12 protein-coding genes are annotated in these 15,000 nt (G+C 42.8%); 9 read left to right on the top strand and 3 right to left on the bottom strand.

The annotated features are described in order from the left end of the window. Window positions 1–142: 142 nt before the first annotated feature. The 7 genes from surE (at window position 143) to secA (ending at window position 9,240) form a co-directional block, all read left to right on the top strand. Entirely contained in the window at window positions 143–940 is a 798-nt protein-coding gene (gene surE / locus AACX33_RS13165) for a 5'/3'-nucleotidase SurE (protein ID WP_193998584.1), read from the top strand. A gap of 394 nt (window positions 941–1,334) precedes the next feature. Then, on the top strand, window positions 1,335–2,231 hold the full coding sequence (locus tag AACX33_RS13160) for an MBL fold metallo-hydrolase (RefSeq protein WP_193998585.1): 897 nt from the start codon (window positions 1,335–1,337) through the stop codon (window positions 2,229–2,231). A 436-nt stretch (window positions 2,232–2,667) separates the two neighbouring features. Next, a complete protein-coding gene (locus AACX33_RS13155) occupies window positions 2,668–3,726 on the top strand; it encodes a bifunctional riboflavin kinase/FAD synthetase (RefSeq protein WP_193998586.1) in 1,059 nt (352 codons plus the stop codon). 109 nt (window positions 3,727–3,835) lie between these two features. Continuing rightward, window positions 3,836–4,744 (top strand): AAA family ATPase, encoded by a 909-nt coding sequence (locus AACX33_RS13150; RefSeq protein WP_193998587.1) that lies wholly within the window; start codon window positions 3,836–3,838, stop codon window positions 4,742–4,744. A 61-nt stretch (window positions 4,745–4,805) separates the two neighbouring features. Beyond that, window positions 4,806–5,063, top strand: a complete 258-nt coding sequence (locus AACX33_RS13145) for a type II toxin-antitoxin system RelN family antitoxin (RefSeq protein WP_193998588.1) — start codon at window positions 4,806–4,808, stop codon at window positions 5,061–5,063. A 474-nt stretch (window positions 5,064–5,537) separates the two neighbouring features. Continuing rightward, the gene (locus AACX33_RS13135) at window positions 5,538–6,107 is read left to right on the top strand and encodes a diheme cytochrome c (RefSeq protein WP_193998589.1); all 570 of its coding nucleotides are present in this window, start codon (window positions 5,538–5,540) and stop codon (window positions 6,105–6,107) included. A gap of 340 nt (window positions 6,108–6,447) precedes the next feature. Next, complete coding sequence (gene secA, locus AACX33_RS13130; protein WP_193998590.1) at window positions 6,448–9,240, top strand: preprotein translocase subunit SecA; 2,793 nt, start codon at window positions 6,448–6,450, stop codon at window positions 9,238–9,240. 80 nt (window positions 9,241–9,320) lie between these two features. On the opposite strand, the gene AACX33_RS13125 is transcribed toward secA, so the two are convergent. Both AACX33_RS13125 and AACX33_RS13120 read right to left on the bottom strand, forming a co-directional pair. Then, complete coding sequence (locus AACX33_RS13125) at window positions 9,321–9,644, bottom strand: type II toxin-antitoxin system PemK/MazF family toxin (RefSeq protein WP_227789077.1); 324 nt, start codon at window positions 9,642–9,644, stop codon at window positions 9,321–9,323. Then, entirely contained in the window at window positions 9,638–9,898 is a 261-nt protein-coding gene (locus AACX33_RS13120) for an AbrB/MazE/SpoVT family DNA-binding domain-containing protein (protein ID WP_193998592.1), read from the bottom strand. The genes AACX33_RS13125 and AACX33_RS13120 overlap by 7 nt, the downstream gene beginning before the upstream one ends. A gap of 445 nt (window positions 9,899–10,343) precedes the next feature. Here AACX33_RS13120 and AACX33_RS13115 point away from each other — a divergent pair, with 445 nt between their 5' ends. Then, the gene (locus tag AACX33_RS13115) at window positions 10,344–11,972 is read left to right on the top strand and encodes an adenylate/guanylate cyclase domain-containing protein (RefSeq protein WP_193998593.1); all 1,629 of its coding nucleotides are present in this window, start codon (window positions 10,344–10,346) and stop codon (window positions 11,970–11,972) included. 25 nt (window positions 11,973–11,997) lie between these two features. After that, the gene (locus tag AACX33_RS13110; protein WP_193998594.1) at window positions 11,998–12,840 is read left to right on the top strand and encodes an Rpn family recombination-promoting nuclease/putative transposase; all 843 of its coding nucleotides are present in this window, start codon (window positions 11,998–12,000) and stop codon (window positions 12,838–12,840) included. A gap of 272 nt (window positions 12,841–13,112) precedes the next feature. On the opposite strand, the gene glf is transcribed toward AACX33_RS13110, so the two are convergent. Next, complete coding sequence (gene glf / locus AACX33_RS13105) at window positions 13,113–14,927, bottom strand: UDP-galactopyranose mutase (RefSeq protein WP_193998595.1); 1,815 nt, start codon at window positions 14,925–14,927, stop codon at window positions 13,113–13,115. Window positions 14,928–15,000: the final 73 nt, after the last annotated feature.

The following is a 15,000-nucleotide window of genomic DNA, read 5'->3' as shown; positions in this document are numbered from 1 at the left end:
CCCCACCTCTGTTTACTAGTTTAAAGGCGATTGGGTGTGTGTGAGTGTTTTTTTGCCTCATACTGGAGACATCTGATATTGACAAATGACTCATAAAAAATCACAAATAACTCATGACCAATGACAATTAACTATGAGAGCGATGAAATTACTCATTAGTAATGATGACGGAATTTCTGCCTTGGGTATTCGTACCCTAGCAGACACTTTGGCAGCAGCAGGCCATGATGTGACTGTAGTTTGCCCGGATCGGGAGCGTTCAGCAACTGGACATGGACTCACCATGCACCAACCCATTCGCGCCGAAGTGATCGAATCAGTTTTTCATCCTGCTGTCAATGCTTGGGCTTGTGATGGCACTCCCTCCGACTGCGTAAAATTAGCACTGTGGGCTTTGCTAGATTCTCCCCCGGACTTGGTGCTATCTGGCATTAATCAAGGTGCAAATTTGGGAACGGAAATTCTTTATTCTGGTACTGTTTCAGCGGCGATGGAAGGTATAATAGAAGGAATTCCCAGCATCGCCTTCAGTCTGACCAGCCACACATCCAAAGACTTTCGACCTGCGGCGAAGTTTGCCCAAATTCTCGTGGAAAAACTAGCGGTACAACCCCTACCAGAATTGATGTTGCTGAATGTTAACGTTCCCGCCGTCAACTGGGAAAAAATTGCCGGAGTCACTTTTACCCGTCAAGGAGTGCGGCGCTACGTTGATGTTTTTGACAAACGAGTTGACCCTCGTGGCAAAATCTACTATTGGTTAACTGGAGAAATTTTGGAAGAGGTGGAACCGCCGCCAGGTTTGAATATATCTGACAACGTGCCGATTGATGTCCATGTTACCCGTAACAACTACATCAGCATTACGCCTTTACAATATAATCTTACTTATGCTAAAGGACTAGATAACTTGTCTAACTGGGAATTCCAGCTTCCTTAAATTCTTTGGGGTAACTTAGTCGCCGATGACAGCAACTTTGACTTACTGGCACAAAATTTGTGAAACTGGAACAATGCCTTCCCCATTACCCACACTCACCAAATAATATTAAATTTGGAGATGATTACAGGTAAACTGGCGAACATAGTTAAATGCATCACAGCAAATTTTAGGTTATAAATTAGGAAATATCTTGATATCAACGATACATACACAAACATCTACATAGGGGTGAATGCCTTGCAATACATAGCCTACCTTGACACAACCAATCGGAAACAGGGTATGCAGTTTTACTAAGTAATACCCTTGATGCAAAGAGATTAAGACAGATAGACTGAATAAAAGAAGTATCATTTTATTGATCCCCCGCGAAATCCAGCAAGCAATAATCATGTCCAGGATAGAGAACCAATTTACCGTAAAATTTTGGGGCGTTCGCGGGAGCATCCCCTGTCCGGGTCCACAAACTGTTCGTTATGGCGGTAATACCCCTTGCGTTGAGATGCAAGTGGGCGGTAGACGCTTGATTTTTGATTGTGGTACAGGACTACACGTTTTGGGGCAATCTTTATTGTGCCAAATGCCAACAGAAGGTCATATATTTTTCACCCACTCCCACTGGGATCATATTCAAGGCTTTCCCTTTTTTGTTCCTGGGTTTGTTGACGGAAATAAATTTCATATTTACGGCGCGATCGCTCCTGATGGTTCCACTATAGAACAGCGTCTGAATGACCAGATGCTGCATCCCAATTTTCCTGTACCCTTACAGATCATGCGGTCAAATCTGACATTCCACAACATTAAAGCCGGGGAATCATTACAGATTAATGACATTACCGTAGAAACAGCACCCCTTAACCATCCAGGTGAGGCTGTAGGATACCGAGTTAACTGGCGTGGTGGTGCTGCTGTTTACTTAACTGATACTGAACATTATCCTGACAAACTGGATCAAAATGTCCTGTGGCTATCACGGGATGCGGATATCATAATTTATGATTGCACTTATACCAACGAGGAATACATTTCACCCAAATCACCAAAAATTGGTTGGGGACATTCTACTTGGCAAGAAGCTGTGAAAGTAGCCAAAGCCGCCAACGTGAAAAATTTGGTAATATACCATCACGATCCTGCCCACAACGATGATTTTTTGGATCGGATAGGGGAAGAAGCTTCTCAGGAATTTCCCGGTGCAATCATGGCACGAGAAGGAATGGTTCTTCAGGTTCCCACCTCAATGCCCTTATCAGAATCTTTTCCTGCGAGCAAGTTATCTGGGTGAAAGTTCCACTCGAAGCAATTGTAGATTTTAGATTAGATTGGTGATCAAGAGCTATTAGCGCGATCGCGTACTTTACAAGTCCGCCGCGACCACTGGAGGATCAGCAATGTGGTTTGTTAGCCAAACATAGAACCTTGTATACCCCTTCTCTAGCGGCTGGACACCAGCCAAAGGACAAATTAGAGTCTCCTGCTGGCAGAACTAGGGTCAAGGGGCAAGGGAGAGGATTAAAAGCATTAAATTTTCTTTTACTCCTGAGCTTTTATCTGTCGGGTCATCTGGACTCAGCAACTAGTGCTGATAGCACAAAATACCCTATTTGACAAGTGAGTGTCAGGTACTTTTGGCTAATAGCGGCAAAGCTTTGACTCTAGGCGGCTAAACGTAAGGTAGCTTGTGGCTGATGGCTAAATAAACCTAAAATCCCAGAATCCGGATGCTCAATTTGTCTAAAAATGGACGTTCTATGTGGGTTGCTTCTTCAACAGAATTGGCTCTCAAGCCAACTGCTGTGGCTCTTGGCAAATTTGATGGTGTGCATCTTGGTCATCACCGAGTTATTCAACCAATTTTGCCCCCAGCATGGGATGAGACGAGACGAGACGAGAGGGAAAATTTAGCAAACAACTCTCCCACCTCACCAACCCAAGCACAAGAACAGACATACTCGACAGTTGTCACCTTTGATCCCCATCCACTGGAATTTTTTACAGGTCAACCCAGGCCTTTATTAACACCACTGGATGAAAAAATTCAACAATTGCGATCGCTAGGAGTAGAACAACTTGTACTGCTACCCTTTGACCAAGAATTATCTGCTTTATCTCCCAAAGATTTTGTCGAGCAGATATTAGTCAAACAACTCCAATGTCGGCGAATTAGTGTGGGGCAAGATTTTTGTTTTGGCAAACAGCGTCGTGGTACTGCCAAAGATTTGCAATTACTCGCCGCCCAGCACCACATCCCCGTCACCATCGTTTCCTTACAAACTTATACAGACAAAGCTCCCACCCAGGAGGCTCCCATTAGCACTTCACTGATTCGTCACTACTTAGAAAGCGGCGACATCAAAAACGCCAACCTCCTACTGGGAAGACCTTACAACCTCATTGGTACTGTTGTCCCCGGTCAAAAAATGGGACGAACCATTGGTTTTCCTACCGCTAACCTGCAATTACCAAAAGACAAATTTGTCCCCTGTCAAGGTGTGTATGCTGTTCGTGCGGCTATTTTGAATGGGACACCAGATGCAACAACTGCACATGAGAGCTTGGGTGTGATGAACATAGGTAACCGCCCAACAGTGAATGGTAGCAACTTATCTGTAGAAGTGCATCTGTTCGATTGGTCTAGTGATTTATATGGCAAACAACTGGCTGTGCAGCTAGTGGAATTTTTGCGCCCCGAAGCGAAATTTCCTTCTCTAGAACACCTAAAAACACAAATTCAACTTGACTGTACTGTTGCTAGAGAACTTTTGAGTGCTGAATGCTGAATTTTCATCAGTGAATGGGAATACTCTAAATAAGGGAATGGAGAATTTAGCATAGGTAATTCTTCATTCCAATTCCTGACCCCATTACCAACCTTTTATTCTGTGGTGCATGAGAGAAAAAATTGACACCCTAACACAAAATCTTGCTCGTACCATCGTCGGCAAAAACGAAGCCATCCGCTTAGTCCTAGTCGCCCTGTTAGGTGGTGGTCATGCTTTGCTAGAAGATGTTCCTGGCGTTGGCAAAACTCTCCTCGCTAAATCTCTAGCCCGTTCACTGGATGGCAAATTTCAACGGCTACAATGTACCCCCGACTTACTACCAACTGACATCACTGGTACTAATATTTGGAACCCTAAAAACGGCGAATTTACCTTTCTCCCAGGGCCAGTATTTGCCAATATCCTCCTAGCCGACGAAATCAACCGTGCCACACCCCGCACCCAGTCGGCTTTGCTGGAAGTCATGGAAGAGAATCAAGTCACAATTGATGGCATCTCTCGTGCAGTTCCTCAGCCTTTCTTTGTGATAGCTACCCAGAACCCCATAGAATATCAAGGCACTTTTCCCTTACCAGAAGCCCAGATGGATCGCTTCATGTTGTCCTTAAGTTTGGGCTATCCTGGCGCTACAGAAGAACTAGAGATGCTACAAAACCTGCAAAAAGGTCTCAGTTTTACTGATTTGCAGCCTTGTCTGACCTTAGACGAGGTAGCTGAATTGCGTAAAATTTGTTCCCAGGTAAGAGTAGAAACTTCTCTGCAACAATACATTCTCGAATTAGTCCGCTCCACAAGGCAAGATGAAGAAATTACTTTGGGTGTAAGTCCGCGTGGTACTGTGGCATTACAAAAGGCTACCCAAGCGCTAGCTTTTCTTTTAGGGCGTGATTACGCTATTCCCGATGATGTGAAATTTCTCGTCCCTCACGTTCTCTGTCACCGCCTCATTCCCAGGGGAGGGCGCAATCCTAGAACTGTAGTTGACCGATTATTAAGGTCAGTTCCTATTCCTTAATGTCCTTGTCCTGCTTAGATTTGGGCGTGTTAGGATCTTCTCCAAAACAGGTAGATAAAACATGAAAGCTATCGAAGTTACTGGCAAGATTGACGCTGAGGGCAATTTGGTTCTAGATCAGCCGATTCAGGGAACAAGTTACCCTCATCAGGTGCGGGTGATTGTCTTAGTTCCAGAACCAGTAGAAGTAGAAGCAGTTGATCCTGACGATACACCCGTTGACGAAATTAAAGCTAGCTTGAGGAGAGCTTTACAACAAGCGAAAGCAGGGCAAACTCGACCAATTAGCGAGATGTGGGAGGGTATTGATGCCGAATGAAGAGCCAATGGTATTAATCGATTTAACTCCTGAATATAAACAAAACGGCTTTGCTGATGGAATATTATGAATTTCGTGTCACGCAGAGGCGCAGAGTCGCAGAGAGGAAGAGTTAAAGAAATGTAATTTTGGCATTTCATATTTAAATTCAGCAATGCCAACAAAACTTACGTAAACTTTCCAAAAGATTTCGCAATGTTCGTTCTGACTTACAAGCAACAGTAATATTCAAAAAGGTAAAAGTGCTGGATACCGCTTAATTTATCAAGTTGAATCGCCTACAAGTATTTTATTACTGACAATTTATTCCAAGTCTGACCGAGAAGATATTAATATAAATGAAATTCGAGATATTGTAACTGATTTTTCTAGTGAATCAGGTGAAAACTAAATATGCTTGATTAATCTAGTAAGTCTGTGTAAGCTCTATGATTGCTTAAAAGGGCTACATATAAGTATTTGGGGATGTGAGGAATGTCAAATTTTGTCAAGCGTAGCGATCGCGATCGCCAAGTGATACAGCGAAGCACCAAACGTCAACTCAAACGCCGTCCCTTGGGCTTAATTGTGGTAATTTTAGCTTGGAGTCTGGCTATGGGCTGGCTGCTTTCCGTTGCAACTAGCGCTTACAGTGCCACTCCCACATCAGAAATTGGCACAGTTGACGTAGTACCTGCACAATATCAATTAGGGAAACAATTATATCTAGATAACTGCTCTACTTGTCATCTAGCAGTCCCACCAGAAGTTTTACCCTCCCAAACCTGGAGAAATCTTTTACAAGACTCACAGCACTACGGCGCACAACTTACACCTTTAATCGATCCTCCCCGAATGCTTGTTTGGAGATATCTTTCTACTTTCTCTCGCACACAGCTAAAAGACGAAGCCATACCCTATCGCGTCAATTCTTCACGTTATTTTAAGGCTTTACATCCCCAAGTCGATTTACCCCGTCCTGTTGAGATTAGCAGTTGTGTGAGTTGTCATCCCAGCGCGAGGGATTTTAATTTCCGCCTCCTGACTGCGGAATGGGAGGAGTAGGAGGTAGGGGAGCAGGGAGCAGGGAGCCGGGGGGAGAAGACGGTAACTTCCCAATGACCAATGACCAATGACCAATGACCAATGACTAATGACTAATGACCAATGACCAGACGGTCTGACTCAGTTGTGGGCGAAATGATACTATTAGATTAGTTTGAAATTTAAACTGAAAAATAAAACCAATCGGTTTACTCAATGATTGGATCTACCTTTTGCTGTTTTTGAGTTAATTCTGATTTTCTACCCATCTACAACCACAATGGCTGGACTGGGTTAAATTCTTATAATCAATACAAAAACTTTATTCCCCGTACCCCTCGATTTAGTTCCATAATTTGCCATGCTAAAACTCTTGTTGGGCGATCCCAACGCTCGTAAGCTTAAAAAATACCAACCTTACATTAGTGAAATTAACCTCTTAGAGGAAGACATTGAAGCCCTTTCTGATGAGGATTTAAAAGGCAAAACAGGAGAATTTAAACAGCGCCTTGCCAAAGGCGAAACGCTGGATGATATTCTGCCGGAAGCCTTTGCTGTGGTCAGAGAAGCCGGACGGCGAGTCTTGGGGTTGCGGCATTTTGATGTCCAAATGTTGGGCGGTGTCATCCTCCACTCTGGGCAAATTGCCGAAATGAAAACCGGGGAAGGTAAAACTTTAGTTGCTACCTTACCGAGTTATTTAAATGCTCTGAGTGGTAAAGGTGTACACGTAATTACAGTTAACGATTACCTGGCTCGTCGGGATGCTGAATGGATGGGACAGGTACATCGGTTTCTGGGATTGAGTGTGGGGCTAATTCAGTCGAGCATGATTCCCAGTGAACGCAAAAAAAACTATGAGTGCGATATCACTTATGTCACCAACAGTGAGATCGGTTTTGACTACCTGCGGGACAATATGGCTACATCAATGGCTGATGTGGTACAACGCCCGTTTAACTATTGTGTGATTGACGAGGTAGACTCGATTTTAGTTGATGAGGCGCGGACACCACTAATTATTTCTGGGCAGATAGAAAGACCTACAGAAAAATACTTACAAGCTGCTGAAATCGCTTCCAGACTGCAAATAGATGAGCATTACGAGGTAGATGAAAAAGCTCGTAACGTGCTGTTAAGTGATGAAGGCTTCGCGGAATCGGAAAATCTTTTGGGAGTTACTGATTTATTTGACCCGGAAGATCCTTGGGCGCATTTCATGTTCAATGCTATTAAAGCTAAGGAACTTTTCCTCAAGGATAAACACTACATCGTTGGGAACAAGGAAGTAGTCATTGTTGATGAATTTACCGGGCGCGTTTTACCGGGAAGGCGTTGGAGTGATGGTCTGCACCAAGCAATTGAAGCCAAAGAACACGTAGATATTCAACCGGAAACTCAAACTCTGGCGACAATTACCTATCAAAATTTGTTCTTGCTTTATCCCAAATTAGGTGGGATGACCGGAACGGCAAAAACTGAAGAGCCAGAATTTGAAAAAATCTACAAATTAGAAGTTGCAGTCATTCCTACCAATAGAATTAGAAGACGGCAAGACTGGCCGGATATGGTGTTTAAAACTGAGCCGGGAAAATGGCGCGCGATCGCGGGAGAATGTGCTGAGATGCACGAACTCGGCAGACCAGTCTTGGTAGGAACCACCAGTGTAGAAAAATCGGAATATCTCAGTCAGCTGCTGAAGCAAATGGAAATTCCCCATGAACTGCTCAACGCGCGACCAGAGAACGTGGAACGGGAAGCAGAAATTGTCGCCCAAGCCGGACGCAGAGGTGCTTTAACCATTGCCACAAACATGGCTGGTAGAGGTACAGATATTATCCTTGGTGGTAACTCCGAATACATGGCACGTCTGAAGCTGCGGGAATACTTTATGCCGCGAATTGTCATGCCAGAAGATGAAGATGTCTTTGGTGTGCAAAGAGTGGCTGGTTTGCCCGCAGGACACGGTGGTGGTCAAGGTTTTGTTCCTGGTAAAAAAATCAAAACTTGGAGAGCTTCACCAGAAATTTTCCCGACTCAACTGACCAAAGAAACTGAACAGTTGTTAAAAGATGCTGTGGAAGTGGCGGTGCGGGAGTATGGGGAACGCAGTTTACCGGAACTGGAAGCAGAAGACAAGGTAGCTGTAGCCGCTGAAAAAGCTCCCATTGATGACCCTGTGATTCTGAGGTTGCGGGAAGCTTACAACCGTGTGAAGCAAGAATACGAACAATTCACTGAAACAGAACACAATGAAGTGATTGAGTTAGGCGGTTTGCACGTCATTGGTACAGAACGCCACGAATCACGACGAATTGATAACCAATTGCGGGGACGTGCGGGACGACAAGGTGACCCAGGTTCGACAAGATTCTTCCTCAGTTTAGAGGATAACTTGCTGCGAATTTTTGGAGGCGATCGCGTCGCTGGATTAATGAATGCTTTCCAAGTAGAGGAAGATATGCCCATTGAATCCGGGATGCTGACCCGCAGTTTGGAAGGCGCACAGAAAAAAGTTGAAACCTACTACTACGACATCCGTAAACAGGTGTTTGAGTACGACGAGGTAATGAATAACCAACGTCGCGCCATCTACGCCGAACGCCGCCGGGTATTAGAAGGTCAGGACTTGAAAGAACAGGTGATCAAATACGCCGAAAAAACGATGGATGAAATCGTTGATTTCTACATCAACCCAGACTTACCCTCGGAAGAGTGGGAGTTACAAAAGTTGGTAGAAAAAGTCAAGGAATTTGTCTATCTGCTAGCGGATATGGAACCAAGTCAATTAGAGGATATGACCGTTAGCGAGATTAAGGCTTTTCTCCACGAACAAGTGCGAATTGCCTACGACCTCAAAGAAGCGCAGATTGACCAAATTAAACCGGGATTAATGCGAGAAGCGGAAAGGTTCTTTATCTTACAACGCATTGATACCCTGTGGCGGGAACACCTGCAACAAATGGATGCTTTGCGCGAATCTGTAGGTTTGCGTGGTTATGGGCAGAAAGACCCGTTGATTGAGTACAAGAGCGAGGGTTATGAACTGTTCTTGGATATGATGGTCAACATCCGCCGAGATGTCGTTTATTCGTTGTTCATGTTCCAGCCACAAGCTCAACCTGTGGTGCAGCCATCATCTGAGATGGTGTAAGGAAGGAATATTTTTTCACGCACCAGACGCAGAGGCGCAGAGAGTTTTCTGCGTCTTTGTTTTATGGTTAATTAGGTTCATTATTCAGCAAACATTTCAGCTAAGATATCAAGAACTGTTTTTTGTTCATCTGCACTAATTTGACCAAGAAATTTGACTAATCGAGTTTTATCTACTGTCCGAATTTGGTCAAGTACAACTTGTCCATCTTGTCCTTGAAATTGACACTTTACCCTTGTTGGATATGTTTGTCCTTTTTTTGTCATTGGTGCAACAATGACGGTGGCAATATTGTGATTTATTTCGTTTGGTGAAATCACTAAACAGGGGCGTAGTTTTTGAATTTCACTGCCAATAGTAGGGTGAAGATTAACTAGGAAAACATCAAATCGGTTGACTACCATTCCCATTCAACCTGATCCCATTTTGTTGTATTGATCTCATCTAATAGGACATCATCGTGTTTTTCCGCCATCGCTGCAAATGCTTTGTTCCAACCAATCCGTGCTTGTTCAACTGGGCGAATAATCAGATGATTATCATGAACTTCAATTTCTACTTCTGAGTTAATACCGCTTTGTTCTAATAGGGTTTTAGGTATACGAAGTCCTTGGGAATTGCCGATTTTTACTATTCGGGTTTTAATAGCTGTACCCATTTTATTTTATTGAGAATAGGATTGTATCTACATTGTAATTACACAAATATAAATAGTCAAGTCGAAAGCTCTGCCTACGATGCTAGAAAATCTGGACGTTGAAAAAGTCGTCCGTCACCTGAAAATTTGCGAACAGTTGCTTGGACATAACACGCGAATGGGTTAAGAGGCAAACACGTAATTTATCATAGTTTGCGGTTTTTACTGTTGAACTTTCAGCAAACTTCTTATCTCAGTATTACGTAAGCGATCGCAGCGCAGTTTCAACCCCAAGACTATACAGGGAAACTCCAGTTATATCTAATTTATACTTGTAAAATTTCATACAGACAGTTGCAATAATGACATTAACAGTGTCATAAAGAAAAGGTAAAGATTCAGCTTGGATATCGTTCACCTCCAAGATGCTTGCGTTCCCAGCTTCCAGGATAGATACATCACACTTATGACTGAAATCACATTACGCCTACAACAGGAAGATACGGAAAAAACGTTGACAGTGAATCAAGATGAATTCATCATTGGGCGTTTGCCGGAATGTGACTTATACTTACCTTTTGGCGGAGTTTCCCGTAAACACGCCCGGCTGGTAAAAACTGTTAATGGTGTATGGACTATTGAAGATTTGGGTAGCAAAAACGGGACACAGGTGAACCAAAATCTCATTAGTCAAATCCACGAATTACATCATGGTGATATGATTTGGCTGGGAAATGTGAATTTGGAAGTGCTGTTTGGCAATGGTGCGGCACATTGTATGAATCAGCAGACTATAGGGTCAATAGATTCTCAGCCAAGAACGATTTTTCACAACGTCAAGCAACTACAACAGCAATGGATAGAAGCTGATAGCCAAGATGGGGAAACCAGTAATAAAGACAAAACTATTGCCCGCCTCAAAGACTTGGTAGATATAGCCAAAAATCTCTGTGCAGCAGCATCCATAGAAGAAATTTTCTCTCAAGTGCAACAAGTTGTTTTTCGTTACCTCGATAGTATTGACCGCTTGGCGCTATTAATTGATGTCAATGGCTGCGGTCATCTGGAGTTAGTGAATGCTGCTACTAGAGACATTGACCAACAGAAATATCTCGAAGGTGATGGCGACTGGATTAGTCGCAGTATTTGTCAGAGAGTGTTTGAGGAAAAAATTGCACTTCAAACTGCTGATACCCATAAGGATGAACGCTTTTCGGGAGAACACAGTATTTTGGTGAAAGGCATCCGTAGCGCGATGGCTGTACCTTTGTGGGATGAAAATAAAGTTGTCGGCGTTCTTTATGCCGATGCTCATCTTTCATCTTCCCATTGGGCAAATGAAGGGGAGGAAGAACTCAGTTTTTTTTCGGCTTTAGCAAACCTTGTAGCTTCTAGTGTACAACGTTGGCTGTTGGCAGATAAATTAAAAGCTGAAGAAGTGATTCGGCACCGATTAGAGCGTTATCATTCTCCAGCCGTTGTGCAGCAATTAATCGCTGTAGGTGGTTTACCTGATGGTCGTTTAGCTCCCACAGAAAGCGAAATCAGCATTGTGTTTGCAGATTTAGTTGGGTTCACGGCAATTTCGGAACGGTTAACACCAACTGCGATCGCACAATTATTGAATAATTTATTTGAAGAGATGCTACAAGAAGTATTTGCCTATGGTGGCACTTTGGATAAATATATAGGCGACTGTATTATGGCATTTTTTGGCGCACCAGAACCCCAACCAGATCATGCAGATCGCGCCACTGCTGCGGCTAAGGGAATGTTGGCTCGTCTGGAACGTCTCAATGCTAGTGGTTTTTGGCAGGAACCGCTACAGTTACGCATTGCCATTAACAGTGGTAAAGCTGTGGTGGGGGATGTTGGTAGTTTTCAAAGGGTAGATTATACCGCATTAGGGGCAGCAATTAATCTGGCAGCGCGTATGGAAGCAGTCTGTCCTCCCAGTGAATGTGTGATCAGTGAAACCACTTATTTCATGCTTTCGCAAACCTCAGACTTTCACGAAATGGGACATTATCGTTTCAAAGGTATTGATCGATTGGTGAAGGTTTATCAGACAAAAACAGTAACTCAAATTCTTTAATTTGTAGCAAAATATTTTTGAAAATATGCGTCGTGATTCGATTTTTTACAAACTATTTCAACAAGCTCCTACCCTATTATTTGAATTGTTAGCAAATCCCCCGGAAAATGCAGATGCTTATCGATTTGATTCAGTAGCTGTCAAAGAACCAAAATTTGAAATTGATGGGGTATTTCTCCCGCCAGAAAATGCAGGTGCAGGAATTGTATATTTCTGTGAAGTGCAATTTAAAAAGGACGAACAGCTTTATGAACGAGTATTTGCCGAATCTTCACTATATTTCTATCGCAACCGTGCTAGATTTAGCGATTGGCAAGCAGTGATTATTTATCCTTCTCGCAGTATTGAACAAAGCGATATTTATCCTCATCGAACCCTACTCAGTGGAAACCAAGTACATCGGGTTTATTTGGATGAATTGGGGGATATTCGAGAATTACCCTTATGGGTAGCATTGATGGTATTAACTACTGTAGAGGAAGAACAAGCACCAGAAGCAGCAAGGTATTTGTTAACCAAAACCCGTGAAAATGTAACATCGCCATCAAGTCGCGCCATAATAGAAATAATCACGACGATTATGGTGTATAAATTTGAACGATTAAACAGAAGGGAGGTTGAAACTATGCTGGGAATAACACTCAAGGAAACGAGAGTTTACCGAGAAATTAAAGACGAAGGACGACAGGAAGAGGCTGCTAACTTAATTAGCAGACAATTGACTAAGCGATTTGGAGAACTGTCGGAGGAAATGCGCTCTTTGATTTCTGGTTTACCTTTGCCTATTCTCGAAGATTTGAGCGAAGCATTTTTAGATTTTACGAGTTTAACTGATTTACAATCCTGGTTAGAAGCGCTGGAAAATTAAATCAGTGAACAGTTATTAAGGCAACCGAAAAAACGAAGCCGCGCAATATTTTGGGTTGACAAAATCAGCGTCAAATTCTCCCTTCTCCTTGATAAGGAGAAGGGTTGGGGGTGAGGTTCTTTACTTTATTAAAACAGCACGCCTAATAATTTACATTAAATATTATAATAAACACTAAACTAATTAAATTTGCTTACTATAAATATGCGCGATCGCGTTGTCTTAAAACTGTATCTGTTAATTATTGTGTTTATTTAAATGAAAATCACTAATTACAAATTTCGTGTAGCGGTACTTTTCCCAATTTCCACAAACTTGATTTGTTGATACACCGAAAGAGCCTGAGCCACACATTGATCCATATTGTAATATTTATAAGTGGCTAACCGTCCCACAAAATACACCCCTGACATAGAATCTGCCAACGCTTTGTATTTTGTATAAATTTCATAATTCTCAGGACGAGGTACAGGATAATACGGTTCACCTTCCGCCTGGGGAAACTCATAAACGATGGTCGTTTTATTGTGTTCCTGTCCAGTTAAATACTTAAACTCTGTGACACGGGTATACAGGTGTTCATTGGGATAGTTAATCACTGGCGCTGGTTGAAATACAGGGGTATTATGTGTCTCGTGCTGGAAATGCATTGATCTATAAGGTAATTTGCCATAGCGATAATCGAAAAATTCATCAATCGCTCCGGTATAAACCATCTCACGCCAAGGGATTACCTGCTCAATTTCTCGGTAATCGGTGTTCAGCATCACCTTAATATTGGGATGGTCTAACATCTTCTCGAACATCCGAGTATAACCGTGTAGAGGCATTGCTTGATAGGTGTCGGTAAAATAGCGGTTGTCGCGGTTGGTACGGGTGGGAACCCTAGTAATGACTGATTTATCTAACTCTGAAGGGTCGAGTCCCCATTGCTTGCGGGTGTAGCCTTGGAAGAATTTTTTATACAGTTCCTTTCCAACTTTGCTGACTATAACATCTTCTGATGTGCGGATGTATTCTTTCGGTTCCGCAATACATTTGAAGAACTCATCCACCTCAAATGAATTTAGGTTCATCCCATAGAGTTGGTTAATAGTGTCCAAATTAATGGGGAGAGGCAACATTTGACCATCGACGCTACTCAAGACGCGATGTTGGTAAGGTCGCCACTGAGTGAATTGTGAAAGGTATTTAAAGACTTCCTGGGAGTTGGTGTGAAAGATGTGGGGGCCGTATTTATGTACGAGAATGCCATCATGATTATAATAATCGTAAGCATTACCACCAATGTGATTGCGCTTGTCCACAACTAACACTTTTTTACCACACTGACTCGCCAAACGTTCCGCCATCACGCTTCCAGCAAATCCCGCACCCACAATTAAGTAATCAAATTGCCAATCTGTTTTGCAGGTTTCTGGTGCTTTGTAACCCTGTATTGCCTTCTGGGAATGGCTTGTGTCTTCATTCTGACGCGCTGCAATGGCAAAGTCTATCAGCTTCATCATTGTATTCCAAGTGCGATCGCAATCCCCGCTACTGGGAAACGCATAAATATTCGGATGCTGATGTACCTGAATTGCTTGGCTACTTTTTTCACCGATAATAAACACCAAGTCTGCAAGAGAGAACATTTCACTCTCGTATTCCTGGAGTGTCGGCGGGATGCTTTTAATTGTGGGTAACTCATCCATGCAATCGTATATAACCGCCTGGGGTTGCAGGTTGCGGGTAAAGGCGATCGCTTTTGATGTACAATACCAAAAAATGTAATTGTCAATATGATTCTCTCGAAAAAAAGCATTGAGCAATTTCTGTAACTCTGCGTTGATCTTCTCCTCACTCAATCCTTTTGGCAGAGATGGAATCACCACCACTAAACCACTCTTGTCTTGTCTGACATCTAACCGCCCCATTAGTTGGTCAGTAAAAATTACCTGCTCGATAAAAAATACTCGCCTTTGTGAAGTACAGCGACTTAAAATGTGTTTTAATCTGGGGTGAACAGAATTACAACGCAAATTAGACAGGCAAACTATCTCAGGAGTCTCCGAAGTCAAGGTAGTAAAACTACAATCTATTGCCATATTTTCCTGAAAATACTTGGTATGTTTTTAAACGTAAAGTCACCTAAAGGTAAATGCAGATTTTATCTCATGT

This window comes from Nodularia sp. LEGE 04288, from assembly GCF_963896525.1.
In the GTDB taxonomy this organism is placed as follows: Bacteria; Cyanobacteriota; Cyanobacteriia; order Cyanobacteriales; family Nostocaceae; genus Nodularia.
Note: the sequence above shows the minus strand (reverse complement) of the source record. Positions and strands in the feature narration are given on the sequence as shown.

Excerpts from the sequence above, each read along its gene's own strand:
- surE (WP_193998584.1), top strand. The coding sequence starts at position 143 with ATGAAATTACTCATTAGTAATGATGACGGAATTTCTGCCTTGGGTATT.
- AACX33_RS13160 (WP_193998585.1), top strand. The coding sequence starts at position 1,335 with ATGTCCAGGATAGAGAACCAATTTACCGTAAAATTTTGGGGCGTTCGC.
- AACX33_RS13155 (WP_193998586.1), top strand. The coding sequence starts at position 2,668 with ATGCTCAATTTGTCTAAAAATGGACGTTCTATGTGGGTTGCTTCTTCA.
- AACX33_RS13150 (WP_193998587.1), top strand. The coding sequence starts at position 3,836 with ATGAGAGAAAAAATTGACACCCTAACACAAAATCTTGCTCGTACCATC.
- AACX33_RS13145 (WP_193998588.1), top strand. The coding sequence starts at position 4,806 with ATGAAAGCTATCGAAGTTACTGGCAAGATTGACGCTGAGGGCAATTTG.
- AACX33_RS13135 (WP_193998589.1), top strand. The coding sequence starts at position 5,538 with ATGTCAAATTTTGTCAAGCGTAGCGATCGCGATCGCCAAGTGATACAG.
- secA (WP_193998590.1), top strand. The coding sequence starts at position 6,448 with ATGCTAAAACTCTTGTTGGGCGATCCCAACGCTCGTAAGCTTAAAAAA.
- AACX33_RS13125 (WP_227789077.1), bottom strand. The coding sequence starts at position 9,644 with ATGGTAGTCAACCGATTTGATGTTTTCCTAGTTAATCTTCACCCTACT.
- AACX33_RS13120 (WP_193998592.1), bottom strand. The coding sequence starts at position 9,898 with ATGGGTACAGCTATTAAAACCCGAATAGTAAAAATCGGCAATTCCCAA.
- AACX33_RS13115 (WP_193998593.1), top strand. The coding sequence starts at position 10,344 with ATGACTGAAATCACATTACGCCTACAACAGGAAGATACGGAAAAAACG.
- AACX33_RS13110 (WP_193998594.1), top strand. The coding sequence starts at position 11,998 with ATGCGTCGTGATTCGATTTTTTACAAACTATTTCAACAAGCTCCTACC.
- glf (WP_193998595.1), bottom strand. The coding sequence starts at position 14,927 with ATGGCAATAGATTGTAGTTTTACTACCTTGACTTCGGAGACTCCTGAG.